This is a genomic window from Bacteroidota bacterium, from assembly GCA_013696965.1.
In the GTDB taxonomy this organism is placed as follows: Bacteria; Bacteroidota; Bacteroidia; order JACCXN01; family JACCXN01; genus JACCXN01.
Genome location: JACCXN010000004.1, coordinates 46,909 through 67,505, shown reverse-complemented (window position 1 = coordinate 67,505; position 20,597 = coordinate 46,909). Strand labels below are relative to the sequence as shown.

The window sequence follows — 20,597 nt, the reverse complement described above, 5'->3', positions numbered from 1 at the left end:
ATGCGTTTATTTCTTTTGATACTGCTGCTTATGCCCATTGTTGGATTTTCCCAAAAAAAACGGGAAATTGCAAACAATCAGGTGCTCAAATTAAGAAGTGGAGTTTTATTGGTAAGGTTATATACATCTGAAAACAAAATTAACGCACTAAGGAAACTGGGTCGCAATAAAGAAGCGGAAGAGGTAATACGCAAACAACACCTTGAAAACAAGGCCATTTACACTTCCTTTACAAGTGTATATGATTTTTCCAAGGTGTATTTTTTTTACAACACCTGCTCAGAGAAAATCAAAAACAGGGAATTCACAGGTAACTTATTAAATGCTGAATTGGAGGTTGATTCGTCTATAATTGTAAACCCCGGAGATTTCTTTATCAGTGAATTTGATTTTACCCCAGGTACAGGTCTTTACGCCCTTGTGGTGAAGGATTGTGAATTTGAATTTCTAAAAAAACCATTTCCCTATTATATAAAAAGGTTCGATATTATACCTATTTCCAGACGAACGCCTTTTGATATGGTGCTTGTTTTAAATACTAAACTGCATCAACAACTTAAAAAAATACCCCAATCCCAACCCTAAGTCCGGGGTAAATATTTTTGCTGTTGGAAATTTCAAAAATCTTACCTTTGAAATAAAAAACATGATCATTAACATTTACCATAAAAAAGAAAAATACCAGGCCGATTTTACCAATCCAATTGATATTTCTATTCCTTTAAGAGCAGGAGCCTCAAATGTTAACGCCTGGTATGCAGAACCAGTAAAAATAGAAGCTGTAGAAACCCAACATTTCATTGGAGATGTTAATAAGGGGGGATCAGTTAATTTTAGGAATATCTTTTTTAATCCGCATGCAAACGGAACACATACTGAATGCGTGGGTCATATAAGTAAGGAAAACATCAGTATAAATAAATGCCTTAAAAAATTCCATTTTATTGCCTTACTCATAACAATTACCCCTCAGGAGCTTGCCAATGGCGACAAAGTAATTACCGCTGTTCAAATATCAGATGCAATTAAGGACAGTAAGCCCGAAGCGCTTATAATACGCACCCTTCCTAACGAGCTGGCTAAAAATGAAAAACAATATTCCAATACCAATCCCCCTTATTTAGAAGCAGCAGCCGCACAATTAATACACAATAAGAACATTGAACATCTTCTTATTGATTTGCCCTCTGTTGACCGGGAATCTGATGAGGGAAAGCTGGCTGCTCATCATATTTTTTGGCAGTATCCGGAAAATCCCCAACTCAATAGAACAATTACTGAATTAATTTACGTTCCAGATACAGTGAAAGATGGATCTTACTTGTTAAATTTGCAAATTGCAAGTTTTGAGAATGACGCCAGCCCTTCAAAACCTGTATTGTATAAACTAAATTGAATTATAATGAATATTGAGGTTTTTAGAGAATATTGTTTATCCAAAAAAGGTGTAACCGAAGATTTTCCTTTTGATTCTGTTACCCTTGTTTTTAAAGTAATGGGTAAAATTTTTGCTTTAACAGATGTTAATAATTTTGAAAGCATTAACCTTAAATGCGATCCTGAAAAGGCAATTGAACTAAGAGAACAATATCCTGGCGTAAGGCCTGGATATCATATGAATAAAAAACATTGGAATACAATCAATAATGAACCGCCGATTGCGCATAATATACTTTTCTCCTGGATTGATCACTCCTATGAGTTGGTTTCATCAGGCTTAACAAAGGCCCAAAAACAAGTGCTGCAAACACTGTAAAAACTGAATAGTTTTTTCCTGATAATACTCAAAGATAAATAGTAATATACAACTTTGGCTCCTCTCTGCTACTTTTGAGTAAACAGATTAGTTTTACAAATTATCACTAACCTTTACAAAATTAATTTAATTAAAAATTTTCAGAATAAAATGAAACAAATTATACAGTATTTTTTCAGGGGACTTTTGTTTACTGTACCCATTTCCATTGTTGTTTATGTAATTTATTCAATTTTTATCATTATTGGAGCCGGGCTTAATGCAGCAGGCATTACTGTTCATCCTGCAATTGATCCTTTAATTGGTTTGATTGGCCTTATAGTGTTGATTTTGATTTTTGGAGTGCTTGGAAGCACTATCTTTTTTAAGCCATTTTTTCTTATTATCGAATCAGTTATTGCCAAGGCGCCCCTTATTAATACTTTTTATTCCTCCCTGAAAGACTTAATGTCTGCCCTGGTTGGGTCAAAAAAGAAATTCAACCAACCGGTTCTTGTTAAATTAAGTAAGGAAATGGGCGTTGAAAAATTGGGATTTATTACAAGGGAGGATTTAACCGACCTAAACATAGCCAAAGATAAAGTTGCTGTTTATCTTCCTCATTCATTTAATTTTTCAGGTAATTTGTTCATTGTTCCAAAAGAAAACGTTACCGTTATTCATACTCCATCTGCAGAAATCATGAAATTCATAGTCTCAGGAGGCATCTCAGAAATAACAAAAGGATGAAAACATTTTGCATTAAAAGATAAAAATATTAAGTTTGGTCATATTAATATAAAAACAAACTATGAAAAAAGCAATTCTTCTTCTTGTATTAACAGTTTTTGCTGTTCAATTAATGGCTCAGAAAAAAATCTCTTTATCTGAATCTAACGAAAACATTGGCAATGGTAAAAACAATGCTCTTATTGTTACCATATATGAAGCCTCAGCATCGGATATTGAAAAAGAATGGAAATCAATTATGAAGGATTTCAATGCGAAAGTATCTTCAAAAAAAGAAATTTTTGCGGATGATGCCACCATTAAGGCAATAGGTCCTAATACTGTTGATGTATATGCACGAGTGGAGGACAATAAAAACGGATCTGTGAAATTTATTGTTGGATTTGATCTTGGAGGAGCTTATTTGTCATCTTCTCAGCATTCCTCAGAATTTAAAGAAGCAAAAAACATTGTTTACAATTTTGCTGTAAAAGTTAGTAAGGAAGCTGTTGAAGCAGTTGTAAAAGAGGCGGAAAAACTACAAAAAAAGAATGAAAAGGATCTTGAATCATTGGTAAAGGATAAAGGCAGCCTTGAGAAGGATATAGAAACCTACAAATCAAAAATACAAGCTGCTGAGGCTGATATTCAAAAAAACCTTAAGGCTCAGGAAGCAAAGAAAAAAGAAGTGGATGCTCAAAAAGTAGTTCTTTCTGATTTAGAGAAAAAAATAAAGGCTATTAATTAGTCTTTTAACATCTTTCCTATTCTTGTATAGGGTTTTGTTGTGGACTCTTAATGTTCGATTCTTTTGAATGTGAATTAGTTTTAGATGACCAAAACAGATGAATTCACAATGGCTTTAGGTTCAAAAAAGTAGTTAAATCACCTTTAAAAAGAATATGCAGGTTTTTGTATTTGCTATTTCAAAGTTTAGCCGATAATACGAATAAAAAAATGCCTTTAGAGTTTAACTAAAGGCATTTTTTATGTTTTAATAGTACTGTTTATTTCAAGAATATTTAGCTAAAGGTTACCATAAACATTCGTGAAAAAGCACATGATTTATTTCAAGCAATTTAATTAGTAGGGCTTAAAACCTACCATAAGTGAAACACAACCGCTTTTTACCATACTTTCAGTATTTTCCAGGACTGGTGTCAATACTTCAATAGTCATAACCTGTGTAGCATCAACTTTTAGATCCCAAAAATTTGATTCTTGAACAGAACCTGTGAAAACAATTTTGTTTTTTCCGTCCTTAAGCCTCATTTGAACATTTCCAAGTTCGGGTTGGCTGCATACAACTATTCTATAATTCATTCCTTCATAAAAAGTAAGAAGAAGTTTAGCTTTGTCTTCTGATAATAAAGTGGAATTAAAAACTTGTCCGCTACTCAAATAGGGTTTTAAAATAGGATTGCATTTAAGTTTCATAAACGAATTGCATTGGGCAAATACCGATAAAGGCAATGCAAACAGAAGTACAATTATACTTTTTTTAAAGGTGAGGGTTGTTTTCATGTTTTGATTTATTATTAGGTTATTGGGCTTATATTTTAACAATACTCGTTCTTATTTCATCAACCGTTTTTGTTATTCTTGAAAATTGATCATCAGAAAGTGAAAAACCGGAAGTCCCGCCAATGGTGATTTGGTTAGAGCCTTCCCTTACGTCTATCTCTGCACTGGCTTCGCCAACAGGTGTTTCATCATAAATTTTCTTTAAATCATTTAGGGAGTTTAATAATGACCCTATTGCTAAATTGGATTTGTGGGGTTTCATTTGTGAAATAAGATTATCCAAGGTTGTTCTTTGTTCGGCTATCATTTTAATAATTCCCGAATTGTTTGCATTTGTTTTTGCAATTTGGGTTCCTATATAAATTCCTTCAATCCAGCCCCCTGTAATTGCCAAAATAGAAATCGTTTCCCTGTCATTTTCAGTAAGTGTTTCATTCGAGGATTGATATGCCTCTGAAACCAATTTTATTAATTCATCTTTTTTGTCCAGGTTTTTTTCTATTTCCAGCATCATTTCTCCAGAAAATGATTTTAATCCAAGTTCTTCAGAAAGAATTCGTGCACTGTTTAAATAATTCATGGATTCTTGCATCTTGTTTGATGCTGTTGTATAACTTAAATCAGCTACATATACACCTAAATTAAGTGCCTTGCTTGATGTGCCAATATATTGAGATGCCTTGTCGGTAGGATTTAATAACTCACTATTGTATGATACTCCTGCACGATGCAACAAAGCCCCCAACTCCATTGGAGATGGAATTGAATAAAAAATACTTCCTGTATTATCAGTCTCTACTTCCTCTGTAACAATAGATTCAGAATCAGCTGAAGTGTCCGGTACTTCCGTCTTGCAACTATTTACCAATAAAATCAAAAAGCTAAAATGAAGAATTAGGATGGTTCTAAATTTAAGTTTCATAATATTTGGGAGATAAATGAATTATTACCTCAAATGTAAGGATTAATTTAATCGACCAAAAAAACCAAGGCAAAATAATTTTTTTAAAAAGTTTGCTTTTCTTAAATTAAATCTGCGCTGGTTATTTTATAAGTTAAAAGCGTCCTGTAAATTTAAAAGTTCCTTCATTGTTTTTGCCCAAATACAAACATAAATTAATTTAAAAGCCTCTGGTTGTTCACCAAAATATTTTTTGTCATCCCCTTCATAATATTTCCGCATTGCATTATCATTTCAGGGTTTGGAGGGAAAGGCATTGGTTTTATTCCAATCATTTTTTTTGTTTCTGGCTTTAGTGCATTTAGGTCTCCAATTGCTATTAGTGAGATATGGTCAAAAAAGACATCGGAAGCAATTGGATCGCTTTTTAATAATTGTCCGGTATGGTTATCTATAAAATCAATTGTTCCTGCTATTCTTGCTGTTTTTTTCTGTTGTGTTTCAATAAGGTTGCACGTTATGGTTTTATATTTTGGTGCCTTCATATCATTGCCCAGGCTGTCTTTCATTACATTTCCATTTTTATCCAAAAGGTATTGAAATCCATCTTGCACATCTTTTGTCTCAATAAAATGAACTTCCTTTAATCCCTCCGGACTAATATCAATCATTCTTATATTTACCTTTACAGTATAATCGTAGAAGGCGTTTTTTTCAATAATGGTATGAAATTTCACCCATTGCCCATTTAAATCATTAAGGCTTATTTTTGTTAAATCTTCTTCAAAAGCTAAGGGCAAAGGAATACCGCTTGCATTTTGCATTTTAAAGGCCACATGACTTGTTCCTATATCCAGGGCCTTATTTATTTGCTGGTTCAAATCTTTATAATCAGAAAAAAATTTCTGTACGTTTTTGAAATCATTATAAGCAGACCTGGCATTTTCCTTGCTGCCATTTTCCAGGAGCAAAGTGCCACGAACGTAGTAAAATTCCGCAGCTTTCCTTTTTGCATTTATTATTTCTTCATCATAATTAACAAAATCAAATGAAATTACTCTACCCGTACTAGGCACTTTTAGTGGCATAACTGGTTTTACTCTTGCCTGTCTTCCTTTTAAGCTTAAAAAGGATTGGTAAACATCATCCCAAATATCTGGATTGCCTTCCAGCTTCAGAAACCCTACCCTTTCCTTATCCCTTTCATTGGCCAGGTTATATGATTTTTCCAGAATCAGCATGTGTTTCTCATTATTCCGGTTTTTCTTTAATTTTTTTACAGACTTTGTAATTGCTATATCATATTGCCCTCTGTCCATGTGTTTTTTGGATGATATGCAAGAAGAAAATGACAGCATTAGCATTAAAACAACGAATGCTGAATTAAAACCAGTGGTGGCTTTTCTAAAATGTTTGCCTGGAAAACAGGTTACTGAGTTTATTTGTTTGCAGCTATTAGAAGGTACAAAAAGGCTTTTAGCGGAACTAAAAATAAAATTATTCATAAAAATTGTTTTGACCAGGGGTTTTACAAATCTCATTCCAAAAATACAATTAATTTTTATAAAACGGCCGTACTTGTACTATTATCAGTCCTTTTGCGTTTGTTTTTTTATTTTGATAAAAAGCATAGTCGGTTAAAGCGTCTTTATTTTACACCTTTTTTAGTACTGGCTGTCATTGTTTTATTTTGATATTCCTTAATAAGTTCATAATTTCGACAATTGTTTTTGATACTAATACTTTATGTGGGGAACGATTTGTAGTTTAATTTTACGTAACAGAGTTTCTATTCTGATTCTCTTGGGTCTTTTTACAGGTTTTATGGCCTATAAGGCATCAACAGTAAGAATGGACTATGAATTTCTAAAGCTTTTACCTTCGGATGATCCAACCCTAATTGATTACGAGGACTTTAAAAACCGCTTTGGTGAAGATGGAAATATCCTTGCCATTGGCCTTAAAGAACCTGATCTCTTTAAACTGGATAAATTCATTTCCTGGTATAATCTTGGAAATCGATTAAAAGCAATAGAGGGAGTAGATGAAGTTATATCCCTTGCTCATATTTACAATCTCAGTAAAAATGATTCAATAAAGAAATTTGATTTTTTACCCGTTGTAAAACAAGCACCAACAACACAAGAGGAATTAGACAGCCTGAAAGAAATTATTTTCTCGCTTCCGTTTTACAATGGTAGGATTTATAATGAATCCTCAGGAGCAACCTTAATGGCGGTTTCAATTGATAAAAAAATAGTTAATTCTGCTCAAAGAGATAAGTTCATGCTTGAGTTAAAAGAGATTATTCATCAGGAAGCAACAGCTGCCGGTTTGGATCTTCACTACTCTGGCTTGCCATACATTCGCAGCAACATGACAACAAAAGTTGCGGCCGAATTAAAATTGTTTATCCTTCTTGCAATTTTTGTGACCGCTTTTATTCTATTTCTGTTTTTCCGCTCAATTAAAATTACTCTTTTTTCCATGATGGTAGTTGCCATTGGTGTAATTTATTCCCTCGGGACTGTAGCTATTTTTGATTTTAGAATTACCATACTTCTTGCCCTTATCCCTCCTTTAATTATTGTTATTGGTATTCCCAATTGCATTTTTATGTTAAACAAGTACCACAGGGAATATAAAATACACGGAAATCAGGCCAAAGCGCTAATTCGATCTATCCAAAAAATTGGAGGAGCTACTTTACTTACTAATACAACAACAGCCCTTGGATTTGCTGCATTTATTGTTACTAACAGCCGAATTCTGCAGGAATTCGGAATTGTAGCCTCCATTAACATACTGTGTGTTTTTGTATTGTCATTGTTGCTTATACCAATCATATTCAGTTATTTTCCTCCCCCAAACGAGAAGAATACCAAACACCTTGAAAACAAATTAATTTTCAATCTTGTTGAACGGTTTGTTGTGATTGTAACTGGATACCGTAAAACTGTTTACATAGTATCTGCTATAGCCATTGCTTTAGCAATAAATGGAATAACAAAAATTCAAACAACAGGAAACATTGTGGATGACCTTCCTATACACGATCCAATTGTTGTTGATCTAATGTTTTTCCAGGAAAATTTTAGCGGAGTAATGCCCTTTGAGATATCAATTGATGCTAAAAAACCAGGAGCGGCAAGTCAAATATCCACACTAAAAAAAATTGACCAGTTACAGGATCTTATTTCATCTTATCCTGAATTTTCTAAGCCTGTTTCAATGGCAGAAGTTGTTAAATTTTCCAAACAGGCCTATTACAATGGAAGCCCTGATAGATACAGCTTACCAAGTGATATGGAAAAAAGCTTTTTAGCCCCTTATTTTACTGCAAAAACGGGTGCAAAAGAAAATATATTAAGAACATTTATTGACTCTACAAAACGCTATACCCGCGTTAGCGTTCAAATGGCGGATATTGGCACAAAAAAAATGCAGGTGATTAAGAATGATATAAAACCACGCATTGATTCTATTTTTGATCCTGAAAAATTCGATGTTGTGTTAACTGGTAACAGTATCGTGTTTTTGAAAGGCACAAATTTTTTGGTTAAAAATCTTTTTACAAGTTTGGCACTGGCAATTGTAGTCATTTCTATTCTTATGGCCTTTTTGTTTTCATCCTATCGAATGGTTTTTGTTTCACTTGTGCCTAACTTTATACCTTTATTGGTTACCGCAGGACTTATGGGATATTTTGGAATAGCAATAAAACCTTCAACTATTTTGGTTTTCAGTATTGCTTTTGGAATTTCTGTGGATGATACAATACATTACCTGGCCAAATACCGGCAGGAGCTTAAAGTGTTGAAATGGAATATTAAAGATTCCGTTATTGCTGCCTTAAGGGAATCAGGAGTTAGTATGATCTATACCTCTATTGTTTTGTTTTTCGGTTTTGGCATATTTTCCGTTTCTAATTTTGGTGGAACAGTAGCCCTTGGTATCCTTGTAGCAGTTACCCTTTTTGTTGCTATGCTTTCAAATCTTATTGTTTTGCCTTGTTTGTTGCTTTCATTGGAAAAATCCTTAACTACTAAGGCTTTTAAGGAACCATTAGTACAAATTATTGACGAGGAGGAAGATATTGAACTCAAAGATTTGGTTATTGGAGATACCAGTGATCCAAATGTCCCAAAAGTGTTTTAGAATCAATAATGTTTACTCATTTTCTCATTATAACTGTCTGTAACTTACATTAAATCAATAAATGAAAGGAATAATTCTTGCTGGAGGCTCTGGCACTCGACTTCACCCATTAACCTTAGCTGTAAGCAAACAATTAATGCCGGTTTACGATAAACCTATGATTTATTATCCGCTTTCTACTTTAATGATGGCTGGTATTAATGAAATTCTTATTATTTCTACACCTTCAGATTTACCTAATTTTGAAAAGCTATTGGGAGATGGAAAAAATTTGGGATGCCAGTTTTCTTATGCAGTTCAGGAAGTACCCAATGGACTTGCACAGGCATTTGTTATAGGTGAAAAATTTATTGGAAAAGATAATGTTGCCTTAATTCTTGGAGATAATATTTTTTATGGTTCAGGAATGTCGGTTTTGCTTCAATCAATAACCAAACCGGATGGCGGAGTTGTGTTTGCATACCATGTTTCAGATCCTGAAAGATATGGAGTAGTTGAGTTTGATAAAAATAACAAAGCTATTTCTATTGAAGAAAAACCACAAAAACCTAAATCGAATTTTGCTGTTCCGGGATTGTATTTTTATGATAATTCGGTTATTGAAATTGCAAAAAAATTAGAACCTAGTTCCAGAGGGGAGTATGAGATAACGGATGTCAATAAACATTACCTAAAAAACAACAATTTAAAAGTTGCCATTTTAGACAGGGGGACAGCCTGGCTTGATACTGGAACCTTTCATTCCTTAATGCAAGCAGGCCAGTATGTTCAGGTAATAGAAGAAAGACAAGGACTGAAAATAGGATGTATTGAAGAGGTAGCCTATAGGATGAATTTTATCAATAAAAAACAACTTTTAAACCTGGCACAACCACTTCTGAAAAGTGGCTATGGCAATTATTTACTTAATTTGCCTTAATCCATACATTATGGCTAAAATATTAATTACAGGCGGGGCTGGTTTTATTCCAAGTGCACTGGCGGAGAAATTAGCACAGGATCCTGCTAATTTCATAATAATTGCCGATAACCTTGTTACTGGAAGCATTGATAAAATACCCGTTTCGGAACATGGCAATATTCGCTTTATAAAATGCGATATAAATGAGTGGACTGATATTTCAGGAGTTTTTTATGCCTGGCAATTTGATTATGTTTTTCATTATGCTGCATTAGTTGGCGTTAAAAGGACTTTAAGTAATCCGGTAAAGGTTTTAAATGATATTACAGGGATAAAAAACGTATTGCATTTATCAAAAAACACCGGAGTAAAAAGAGTTTTTTATTCCTCTTCTTCAGAAGTATATGGCGAACCTGTAGAGTTTCCGCAAAATGAACATACTACCCCTTTGAATTCCCGGCTTCCATATGCCATTGTGAAAAATGTAGGCGAGGCTTACCTTAAATCGTACAAAACAGAATACAACCTTGATTATACCATTTTTAGGTTTTTTAATACCTATGGGCCAAAGCAAAGCAAAGACTTTGTTGTTTCAAAATTTATTGCCGCAGCACTTAAAAACAAGGATATTACCATATATGGCAATGGAATGCAAACACGTACATTTTGTTACATAAATGACAATATTGATTCTTGTATTAATGCATTTGTTGAAAATAAATTTATTAATGATGTTGTAAATGTTGGTGGTGAAAAAGAAATTACCATTTTGAATTTGGCAAATACGATTATTAAAGTTGCTAATTCCTCCTCCCGCATTGTCCATCTTGATCCTCTTGATGAAGGAGATATGACTCGCAGGCAGCCAGATATCAGTAAAATGAAACTTCTATTAAAAAGAGAACCTGTTTCTCTTGAAGAGGGTTTGAAAAAAATAATTGAAAACACCTCTTATATTCTCTGAAATTTCCTATGTCACAGGCAATACAAAATTTACAGCTGGAAATAGAGGAGCGAATTGTTTTTTATGCCAATAATTTGAATGGAATTCCATGTGAATTATATGAGCCTCTTTCCTACATGTTGAAATTAGGTGGGAAAAGAATGCGGCCGCTCCTTGTGCTTTTAGCCTGCGATTTATTTGACAAACCTGTTGAATCGGCTATAAATGCTGCCATTGCTGTTGAGGTTTTGCATAATTTTACTTTAATCCATGATGATATTATGGATAATGCTCCAATAAGAAGAAAAAAAGAAACTGTTCATAAGAAATGGAATGTTAATGTTGCCATTTTAGCAGGCGATGCTATGATGATTAAGTCCTACCAACTATTGTTGCATTACAAGCCTGAAATATTGCACCAACTACTTTCTGTATTCAACAAAACTGCCCTTGAGGTTTGTGAAGGCCAACAACTGGATATGAATTATGAAACCAGTCAGGCAAATATTGAGGAGTATCTTAAAATGATAGAATTAAAAACGGCTGTTTTACTTGGAACCAGTTTAAAAATGGGCGCTATTGTAGCTCATGCCCCTGAACAAGACGCTTTGCTACTTTGGGAATTTGGAAAAAACATCGGTATTGCTTTTCAGTTACAGGATGATATTCTGGATTCATACGGAGATCCCGAAAAATTCGGAAAACAAATAGCCGGAGATATTATTGCAAATAAAAAAACTTTCCTTTATTTGAAGGCTTTGGAACAAGCAAATGAAAAGGACAAGCAGCAGCTTAAATATTTATTTTCTACCATTCCGTCAAATTCAATGGAAAAGATTACCTGGGTATTAGAAGTTTTTCAAAAATATAAGGTTAAAGAAGCTGCACAATTTGAAATGGAAAAGTATTTTCAAAAAGCAATAAGCAATCTTGAGGCTGTAAAAGTAGATAAAAGCAAAAAACAACATCTTTTTAATTTGGCTGAAAGCCTAATGGCAAGAGAGATTTAACTGTTTAAAAGACTTTATTGAATACCCAGCCAAAGTAATGGGAGCTGTTTTTGTTTTTGAATAAATTGTCTGCCTATTTTAGAAAAAACGCCATTATTTCAAACAATCCTCTAAGGCAATTTTTATATCGGGAAAATTAAAATGAAAACCTGCTTTCCTGATTTTTTCAGAAGATATCCGGCTTCCTTTTAAAATGGCATCACCCAATTCTCCCATTACTATTTTTATGGCAATAGCGGGCACATTGGGCAAAATTAGAGGTTTGTGAAGCACTTTTGCAATAGTTTTTGTCAAATCCTTATTGGTTACATGATAAGGAGCTGCAGCGTTATAAACTCCCTGCATTGTTTGATCCTGAATTGCTTTTAAATAAATCCGGCACAAATCGTTAATGTGTATCCAGGGGAAATATTGATTTCCCGAGCCTAAAGGAGCTCCCAGGAAATTGTTAATAGGATTTGCTAATTTTTGTAGAGCACCACCATTTGTGCCAAAAACAATTGCCGTTCTTACCCGAACTGTTCGAATACCGAGATTTGAAAATCTAAGGGCTGCTTCTTCCCACAATTTACATGTATAGGCTGTAAAATCAGAACCGGCAGAATCATCCTCATTAAATATTTTTTCTGAAGTTATAGTGCCATAATAACCTACACCTGAGGCAGAAATAAAGGCATTTAATTTTCCTGTGGATTTAGAGGCTTTGTTGTAGATAAGTTCAGCAGATTTAACCCTGCTGTCAATAATTATTTTCTTTCTTTCTTTTGTCCATCTCTTTTGGGCAATGTTGGCTCCTGCAAGATGTATAATATAATCAGCTTGTTCCACTGCTCCGTTTTCAATATATCCATTCTCTATATCCCAGGCATAAGTCTTCACTTTTTCTTTTCCACTTACAGACCTGCTTAGGTGAGTAACACGAAAACCTTCTGTTTGTAAAAGTTTTGTAAGCTGGGATCCTATAAAACCAGTTCCTCCGGTAATAAGAACGGTTGAAACAGTGGAGTTAATCATGGGAAAATACCAAGAGATTCATAAGAACCGGCAATTTTTCTAATAGCAACTACAAAAGCAGCAGTACGTAGATCAGGAATGCCTTTTCCGTTTTTATATTCGGTCCTTATATCCCTGTATGCCTCTATCATGGTCTCTTCCAAACCTGAATATACAAAATCAAGTTCATCAGCTCCTCTTCCAATTTGTTTGCGATGCAAGGCGGTAAAAGGCTTTCCTGTAATGGTTTCAATGGCAGACAGCATTTGGTTATTCATATTCTCGTCAAATCTTTTTCCTAGTCTTCCAAATCTAACATGGGAAAGGTTTTTAAGCCATTCGAAATAGGAAACAGTAACCCCGCCAGCATTTAGGAAAATGTCTGGAATAATTAATACGCCTTTTGCATTGAGTATTATTTCTGCCTCCGGTGTAATTGGACCATTTGCTGCCTCTCCAATAATTTTAGCCTTAATTTGGTCCGCATTTTTATGATGTACTTGGTTTTCAAGTGCAGCAGGAATTAAAATATCGCATTCTAATTCAAGTGCATCAGATGATTTTTCAATATTTACAGCACCAGGGAAATTTAATAGTGAACCTGTTTTTCTTCTGTGCTCAAATACTTCCTGATAATTTAACCCTTCGGAATTCATAATTGCTCCTTCGTATTCTGCAATTGCTATTATTTTGGCGCCACCCTCATAAAAGAACTTTGCCGCGTGATAGCCAACATTACCAAGTCCTTGAATAACCACGGTTTTGTTTTCAATTCCAGTTGATAATCCAAGTTTATCCATATCTTCCTTAAAACTGCAAACCTCGCGCATTCCAAAGTAAACCCCCAAGCCTGTTGCTTCTTTTCTTCCCTCTATTCCTCCTTGGCTAATAGGTTTGCCGGTAACACAAGCCATTGCATCCAGGTTGCCAGGAAAAAAAGCAGTATAAGTATCAACAATCCATGACATTTCCTTTTCTCCGGTTCCGTAATCAGGAGCAGGAACATCGGTGCCAGGACCAATAAAATTCTTTTTAATTAGCTCAGAAGCATACCTCCGTGTTACTTTTTCGAGTTGTTCTTCTGTATATTTCCGTGGATTTATTTTTATTCCTCCTTTAGCACCCCCAAAAGGAACATCTACAATGGCACATTTGTAGGTCATTAATGCCGCAAGGGCCATTACTTCATCCTGTGATACGTTTTCTGAAAATCGTATTCCTCCCTTGGTTGGTTGTTTATGATGACTATGCTCTACCCTGAATGCCTGGATTACCTGAATTTCATTTCCTACTTTTAACGGGAAATTTATTTGATAAACACTGTTGCAGCATTTTATCTGGTCAAGTAATCCTTTAGGATAGTCAAGGAATTTTACAGCATTGTCAAAATATCTGCTTACATCACCAAAAAAACTATGTTCTCTCTTTTGCTCCAATTTAGTTACCATTTTACTTCTCATTTTAAGTGTTCTTACTATGCTTTTCGATTTATTTTTCTAAGGTAGAGTTTTTTTTAAAAAGGAAGTATGATTCTAGGACTTTTTATGATACAGTCAATTTTGAATTCGTACCTTCACAATACAAACAAGGCAAATGGAATTACCTGATATTTCAAAATATATAAATCAAAAGGAAATACTTCAGCAAACTTTAGCTGGAATAAACAGGGGTTTTATGCAAATTGGTGAACAGGAAATTATAGCCGAGCAAAATGAACCAACTTTTGAAACATTGATTAACGCCTTATGTCCTGTTTTGGAAAACCTCTACCACAATAAACATCAGTTGTTTCAGGCACTCATGTATAAAATTGATATAAGTGAAAAAATGTTGAATAATGCGATTGAAAAACCGGGTAAGGATTTACTTAAAGAAGTGGCTGTACTAGTTGTAAAGCGGGAATTACAGAAAACAATTAGCAGAAATTTTTATAAAAAGCAACATTAAGAACAATATAATTCGTCTCTTTTAATTAATATTTTAACTGGAATCTTACAAAAATTGTACTTTTGCTAGTTCTAAAAAATATTTAAACAGTAAAATGGATAAATACTCCTATCTAAGCAATGCTGATGTTTCATCTATAGATGAATTATACAAACAATTTAAAACCAATCCGGATGAATTAGATATTTCCTGGAAAAAATTTTTTGAAGGCTTTGATTTTGCTAAGGCAAATTATACAGAGGTTTCTGGTTCGGAAGTGCCAGAAAACGTAAGGAAAGAATTTAATGTGATTAACCTTATTACAGGTTATAGAACCAGAGGACATCTTTTTACCAAAACAAACCCTGTAAGAGAAAGAAGGCAATATTCCCCAAGCCTTGCAATTGAAAATTTCGACCTTGAGGCAAAAGATCTTGAAGTAGTTTTTCAGGCAGGAACACAAATAGGCATAGGTCCTGCAAAATTAAAAGACATTGTAGCGCACCTTGAACAGACCTATTGCCAGTCAATAGGAGTTGAATTTATGTACATTCGGAATCAGGAAATGCACGAATGGCTTAAGAGCAAAATGGAGGGCTGTAAAAACACACCTGATTTTGGAATTGATGAAAAGAAAACAATTTTAAATAAACTTAACCAGGCTGTAGTTTTTGAAAATTTCCTTCATACTAAATTTGTTGGTCAAAAAAGATTTTCTCTTGAGGGCGCAGAAACCCTTATTCCTGCACTTGATACTGTAGTTGAAAAAGGAGCAGAACTAGGAATCGATGATTTCGTAATTGGAATGTCTCACCGTGGCCGTTTAAATGTTTTGGCCAATATTTTAAACAAGACCTATAAAGATATATTTACAGAATTTGAAGGACGTGGAGCTGAAGATTCACTTTTTGACGGAGATGTGAAATACCATTTAGGTTATTCAAGTGATCAATTCACCAATAAAGGTAAAAAAATCCACCTTAGTTTAACTCCCAACCCATCCCATCTTGAAGCAGTTGGGCCAGTTGTGGAAGGTATAACCAGGGCTAAAATAGATACATTCCACAAAAATGATTTTTCAAAAGCAGCCTCTATAATAATTCATGGTGATGCTGCAATTGCAGGTCAGGGTATAGTATATGAAGTAATTCAAATGTCACAGCTAGAAGGCTATAAAACCGGGGGGACAATTCATATTGTTGTGAATAACCAGGTAGGATTTACTACCAATTATCATGATGCCCGCTCCAGCACTTATTGCACGGATGTAGCTAAAGTAGTACTTTCTCCGGTTTTCCATGTAAATGGTGATGATGTTGAAGCTTTGGTATATGTTTGCCAATTGGCAATGGAATTTAGACAGAAGTTTCAACGTGATGTTTTTGTGGACATCCTTTGCTACCGTAAATACGGGCACAATGAAGGAGATGAACCGCGCTTTACTCAGCCTATTTTATATAAAGCAATTGCTAATCACCCAAATCCAAGAGAACTATATAACAATAAGCTTTTAAAACAGGGCTCTGTTGAATCTGGTCTTGCCAAAGAAATGGAAGAAAGCTTTAAAAATATGCTTCAGGAAATGCTAACTGAGGCCAAACAAACAGAAAAAGCCAGGATAAGCTCCTTTCTGGATGGTGCCTGGAAGGGATTGAAAATGGCCACAAATGAAGATTTTAATTCATCTCCAGTTACAGCCGTTGATGAAAAAAGTTTTCTTGAAATTGCAAAGAAAATAGCAACTCTTCCAGAAGGAAAAAACTTCTTTAATAAAACCAAAAAGTTGTTTAAAGACCGTATGGATATGATAAAGAACGATAGTTATGACTGGGGAATGGGCGAGTTAATGGCTTATGCCTCCTTACTTAACGAGGGAAGCGCAGTAAGGTTTAGCGGACAGGATGTTGAAAGGGGAACGTTTTCACACCGCCATGCAGTAATTAAAATTGAGGATTCAGAAGAAGAATACGTTCCCTTGAATAATTTTAGTGGAACCCAGGCAAAATTAGAGATTTACAATTCCCTTCTTTCGGAATACGGTGTTCTTGGTTTTGAATTTGGTTATGCCATGGCCTCTCCGCATACGCTGACTATTTGGGAGGCTCAGTTCGGAGATTTTTTCAATGGAGCACAAATCATTATAGATCAATTTATAAGTTGTGCAGAATATAAATGGAGAAGGATGAATGGACTGGTGATGCTTCTTCCGCACGGATATGAAGGAATGGGACCAGAGCATTCAAGTGCCAGGATAGAGCGTTTTTTACAAATGTGTGCATACAACAATATGCAGATTACAAATTGTACAACTCCTGCAAATTTTTTCCATCTTTTAAGAAGGCAATTGCATAGGCCATTTAGAAAACCTCTTGTGGTTTTTACACCCAAAAGTCTTTTAAGATACCCAAAGTGTGTGTCCTCATTAAAAGATTTTACTTCAGGGGGATTCCTGGAGGTAATTGATGATCAAACGGCAAACCCGGATGTAATTACAAAGATTGCTTTTTGCAGCGGAAAGATTTTTTATGATTTGCTTGAGCAAAAAGAAAAAGATGGAATCACGAATTGTGCATTGATAAGGCTTGAACAACTTTATCCATTGCCAATTGAACAACTGAAAGGAGTGTTGCAAAAATACAGTAATGCAAAAGAATGGCTTTGGGTTCAGGAAGAACCGGAAAACATGGGAGCCTGGTCATTTATTTTAAGAAAATTCGGACCACTTACCCCTGGATTAAAAGTTGTTTCAAGACCTGAGAATTCAACACCAGCCACAGGATACAGTAAAACACACCTTTTACAACAAAAATCAATTGTGGATCAGGTTTTTGAAAATGTACTTATAGAAAAATAATTAAACATCATAATAGATTTAAAAACAGATTTTATTATAGAAAACATGATTATAGAAATGAAAGTTCCCAGCCCGGGAGAATCGATTACTGAAGTTGAAATAGCAAACTGGCTAAAATCAGACGGGGATTATGTAGAAAAGGATGAAGAAATATGTGAGGTAGATTCTGACAAAGCCACATTAACCTTAAATGCAGAGGAATCAGGTGCACTTAAAATATTGGTAAAGGCAGGGGAAACCGTAAAGGTGGGAGATGTTGTGTGTAAAATTGATACTGCTGTAAAGGGTGAAAGTAAACCAAAGGCAGAGAAAAAAGAAACAGCTCAGGCAATGGTTAAACCAGTTGTAAAGGAAGAGCTAAAGGCTGTACCTGTTTCTGCTTCTAGCAAATCATCCTATGCAAATGGACTTCCTTCAGTAGCTGCAAAAAAATTAATGGATGAAAATGGAATTCCGGTTTCTAAAGTCCCTGGATCAGGTGTGGCAGGAAGAATCACAAAGGAAGATGTTTTAAAGGCACTTTCAGCAGGTTTCAACAAGGAAGCAGCAAGTGGCTGGGGTGGAACAAGAGATGTTGATAGTCAGAAAATGTCATCTCTGCGTAAAAAGATAGCTCAAAGGTTGGTTGCCGTTAAAAATGAAACTGCAATGCTAACTACTTTTAATGAAGTAGATATGAGCAATGTAATGGCGCTTAGAGGTAAATACAAGGATAAATTCAAAGAAACCCATGGAGTAGGACTTGGGTTCATGTCTTTTTTCACCAAAGCAGTTACCGAGGCATTGAATTTATTTCCAACTGTTAATGCAATGATTGATGGAGATGAAATAGTATATCATAATTATGCCGATATCGGTATTGCCGTTAGTGCCCCAAAAGGGTTAATGGTGCCTGTAATACGCAATGCTGAACAAATGTCTCTGGCAGAAATTGAAGGAAAAATTGGAGAGCTTGCTAAAAAAGCAAGGGAAGGAAAAATTTCTGTGGATGAAATGACAGGAGGTACTTTTACAATAACAAATGGAGGAGTATTTGGATCGTTGTTATCCACTCCAATAATAAACCCTCCTCAAAGTGCTATTTTAGGTATGCACAATATAGTTGAACGCCCTATGGCGGTAAACGGACAAGTTGTAATACGTCCAATGATGTACATTGCCCTTTCTTATGACCATAGAATAATAGATGGAAAAGAATCTGTTTCTTTCCTTGTAAAAGTGAAGGAAATGATTGAAAATCCTACTAAATTACTTTTTGGAGCCAAGGATCCTGTTGAGGTTTTATTGGGATTGTAAATGTTTAGGTAAATATCCTGAGCGAGATTAGTTGAATGAACCTTGTTTGTTTTCAATTCCTTGATTAACATACAACAGAAAGCCTTTTGCCTCCAATACCAATACATAGTTTGGGTTTTCCAAAGGTGAAATTTTTTCGGTAACAACATATTTGTGCTTATCAAAAGTTTCAACATTGATAAAATAATACCGCTGTAAATAGGCAATAAGAGACCATTTTACAAGCAATGACTCTTTTATTCCAATTGTAATATCCTTTTCTAAATAGTTTCCAATTGTTTTCACATCATTTATCAGATCTTTATCCCTTGTTGGATTTACAGAATTAATTTGAGCATAAATAAAAATAGAAATTAATGCTGCAAAAAAGACTAAATAGCTTGAATAGAAAAAGCGAATGCTTGTTTTTTTAGCACATACCTTTACCATTAATGGGGCAATTAGATTTGATATTGCCAATACAAAAAACGGTAGTGCAGGAAGCAGATAATAACCCATTTGTTTTGGTGAAATCATTATGGGCAATGATGCGGATAACCCGATTAAAAAAAGGAACCAAGAATCTTTCATCTGCTCTTTGGAATATACTGAGAAAAGGGTTTTTGCTTTGTGTTTAAAAAACGCAAATAAGAATAGTATTACCAATAAAAGAAAGGGGGCCATCAATTCGCGTAACAGTCGAATTAAAATAAAGGACCTGGGATCAACAACCTGATTTCCTTTAAGGCTTTCCATTACCTGAATATCCAGATAATGGAAAATAAATTTTCTTGCCGTTTCATCCCAAAAAATCAAGCTGAGAATAAATGCACAGGTAAAGAGGGTGAAAACGGTACTGGTAATTCCCTGAACAATAGATTCTTTTTTATAAACGATAAAATGAAGGCCAAAAACAGCAAGAGGAAAAAATGCAGGGAATCCTTTGCTTAAAAATCCTAAAACAATAAAAACTGAGGCAAAGAATAATAGAGCATACTTCAAATAACCTGTTTTATATATTGCATAAAGAGAACATAAACAAGCGGCCAGGGTAAAAATGCCCATAGTGTTTTCCAAAACATTGTTTTGATAAGACCAAAAACAAACGGGAATAGTAATCCATAACAAAATGGGAATCCAATACAATGAGTTTGTTTGTTTTTCCTTTTGAAAAAAATTCCAAGTAACAATTAGTAATAATACTGTAATAACCGCAGTGAAAGAGGAATAAATTTTTTCTACAGAATGGCTTTCTCCAAGGAGTTTAAAAAAGATGTTTTGAAAATACATAGCAAGTGGAGGATGCCCATCAAAATTACTGATTACCGTTTTGGTAAATGTGAGATTCCAGAAAGTCCCAATTCCGTTGGCTAAGTTCAAGCCGGTGGTACTGTATATCAAACCATCCATAAACAGTCCTTCCTGATAAATATTAGGGACCAGTAAAAACAGGAACACGGTGGCAGTTAACAGGACGAAAACGATATTTAATTGTTTCTGCATTGTTTTTAATAATTACAGTTTTTTTATTTTATGTTATAAATCATACAGGCGAAGAATTTGATAAATTTTGCACGAAAAATAAAAACGATCTTGTTGTGTTGCACGAATACAGGATTTATTGGCGGAAAGAACTTTTATTCTTTAA

Annotated in this window: 18 protein-coding genes; 12 read left to right on the top strand and 6 right to left on the bottom strand. The window is 34.5% G+C overall.

The window, feature by feature from the left end:
* From H0V01_00565 to H0V01_00545, 5 genes are all read left to right on the top strand, one after another.
* A complete protein-coding gene (locus H0V01_00565) occupies positions 1-585 on the top strand; it encodes a hypothetical protein (protein ID MBA2581856.1) in 585 nt (194 codons plus the stop codon).
* Between the two features lie 61 nt (positions 586-646).
* Positions 647-1,396, top strand: coding sequence for a cyclase family protein (locus H0V01_00560; GenBank protein ID MBA2581855.1), 750 nt, complete (start codon positions 647-649; stop codon positions 1,394-1,396).
* A gap of 6 nt (positions 1,397-1,402) precedes the next feature.
* Entirely contained in the window at positions 1,403-1,756 is a 354-nt protein-coding gene (locus tag H0V01_00555; GenBank protein MBA2581854.1) for an MmcQ/YjbR family DNA-binding protein, read from the top strand.
* Positions 1,757-1,906: 150 nt separating this feature from the next.
* On the top strand, positions 1,907-2,485 hold the full coding sequence (locus H0V01_00550; protein ID MBA2581853.1) for a DUF502 domain-containing protein: 579 nt from the start codon (positions 1,907-1,909) through the stop codon (positions 2,483-2,485).
* Positions 2,486-2,546: 61 nt separating this feature from the next.
* Complete coding sequence (locus tag H0V01_00545) at positions 2,547-3,212, top strand: hypothetical protein (GenBank protein ID MBA2581852.1); 666 nt, start codon at positions 2,547-2,549, stop codon at positions 3,210-3,212.
* Between the two features lie 335 nt (positions 3,213-3,547).
* Here the strand turns inward: H0V01_00545 and H0V01_00540 are convergent, their stop codons facing one another.
* The 3 genes from H0V01_00540 to H0V01_00530 form a co-directional block, all read right to left on the bottom strand.
* A complete protein-coding gene (locus H0V01_00540; protein ID MBA2581851.1) occupies positions 3,548-3,988 on the bottom strand; it encodes a hypothetical protein in 441 nt (146 codons plus the stop codon).
* Between the two features lie 28 nt (positions 3,989-4,016).
* A complete protein-coding gene (locus H0V01_00535; GenBank protein MBA2581850.1) occupies positions 4,017-4,910 on the bottom strand; it encodes a hypothetical protein in 894 nt (297 codons plus the stop codon).
* Positions 4,911-5,104: 194 nt separating this feature from the next.
* The gene (locus H0V01_00530) at positions 5,105-6,394 is read right to left on the bottom strand and encodes a hypothetical protein (GenBank protein ID MBA2581849.1); all 1,290 of its coding nucleotides are present in this window, start codon (positions 6,392-6,394) and stop codon (positions 5,105-5,107) included.
* Positions 6,395-6,635: 241 nt separating this feature from the next.
* Between H0V01_00530 and H0V01_00525 the strand changes: the two genes are divergently transcribed.
* The 4 genes from H0V01_00525 (at position 6,636) to H0V01_00510 (ending at position 11,901) form a co-directional block, all read left to right on the top strand.
* The gene (locus H0V01_00525; protein MBA2581848.1) at positions 6,636-9,047 is read left to right on the top strand and encodes an MMPL family transporter; all 2,412 of its coding nucleotides are present in this window, start codon (positions 6,636-6,638) and stop codon (positions 9,045-9,047) included.
* Between the two features lie 61 nt (positions 9,048-9,108).
* On the top strand, positions 9,109-9,966 hold the full coding sequence (gene rfbA / locus H0V01_00520; protein MBA2581847.1) for a glucose-1-phosphate thymidylyltransferase RfbA: 858 nt from the start codon (positions 9,109-9,111) through the stop codon (positions 9,964-9,966).
* Between the two features lie 10 nt (positions 9,967-9,976).
* Positions 9,977-10,912: an NAD-dependent epimerase/dehydratase family protein gene (locus H0V01_00515; GenBank protein MBA2581846.1), complete on the top strand. Its 936-nt coding sequence runs from the start codon at positions 9,977-9,979 to the stop codon at positions 10,910-10,912.
* Positions 10,913-10,920: 8 nt separating this feature from the next.
* Positions 10,921-11,901, top strand: coding sequence for a polyprenyl synthetase family protein (locus H0V01_00510; protein ID MBA2581845.1), 981 nt, complete (start codon positions 10,921-10,923; stop codon positions 11,899-11,901).
* A gap of 93 nt (positions 11,902-11,994) precedes the next feature.
* Here the strand turns inward: H0V01_00510 and H0V01_00505 are convergent, their stop codons facing one another.
* Both H0V01_00505 and H0V01_00500 read right to left on the bottom strand, forming a co-directional pair.
* The gene (locus H0V01_00505; GenBank protein MBA2581844.1) at positions 11,995-12,915 is read right to left on the bottom strand and encodes a TIGR01777 family protein; all 921 of its coding nucleotides are present in this window, start codon (positions 12,913-12,915) and stop codon (positions 11,995-11,997) included.
* Positions 12,912-14,342: a Glu/Leu/Phe/Val dehydrogenase gene (locus H0V01_00500; protein ID MBA2581843.1), complete on the bottom strand. Its 1,431-nt coding sequence runs from the start codon at positions 14,340-14,342 to the stop codon at positions 12,912-12,914. The genes H0V01_00505 and H0V01_00500 overlap by 4 nt, the downstream gene beginning before the upstream one ends.
* Positions 14,343-14,487: 145 nt before the next feature.
* On the opposite strand from H0V01_00500, the gene H0V01_00495 reads away from it, so the two are divergent.
* From H0V01_00495 to odhB, 3 genes are all read left to right on the top strand, one after another.
* The gene (locus tag H0V01_00495) at positions 14,488-14,841 is read left to right on the top strand and encodes a hypothetical protein (protein MBA2581842.1); all 354 of its coding nucleotides are present in this window, start codon (positions 14,488-14,490) and stop codon (positions 14,839-14,841) included.
* 94 nt (positions 14,842-14,935) lie between these two features.
* Positions 14,936-17,674: a 2-oxoglutarate dehydrogenase E1 component gene (locus H0V01_00490; GenBank protein ID MBA2581841.1), complete on the top strand. Its 2,739-nt coding sequence runs from the start codon at positions 14,936-14,938 to the stop codon at positions 17,672-17,674.
* A 57-nt stretch (positions 17,675-17,731) separates the two neighbouring features.
* A complete protein-coding gene (gene odhB / locus H0V01_00485) occupies positions 17,732-18,970 on the top strand; it encodes a 2-oxoglutarate dehydrogenase complex dihydrolipoyllysine-residue succinyltransferase (GenBank protein ID MBA2581840.1) in 1,239 nt (412 codons plus the stop codon).
* Between the two features lie 27 nt (positions 18,971-18,997).
* Here the strand turns inward: odhB and H0V01_00480 are convergent, their stop codons facing one another.
* Positions 18,998-20,452: a glycosyltransferase family 39 protein gene (locus tag H0V01_00480; GenBank protein MBA2581839.1), complete on the bottom strand. Its 1,455-nt coding sequence runs from the start codon at positions 20,450-20,452 to the stop codon at positions 18,998-19,000.
* Between the last annotated feature and the right edge of the window lie 145 nt (positions 20,453-20,597).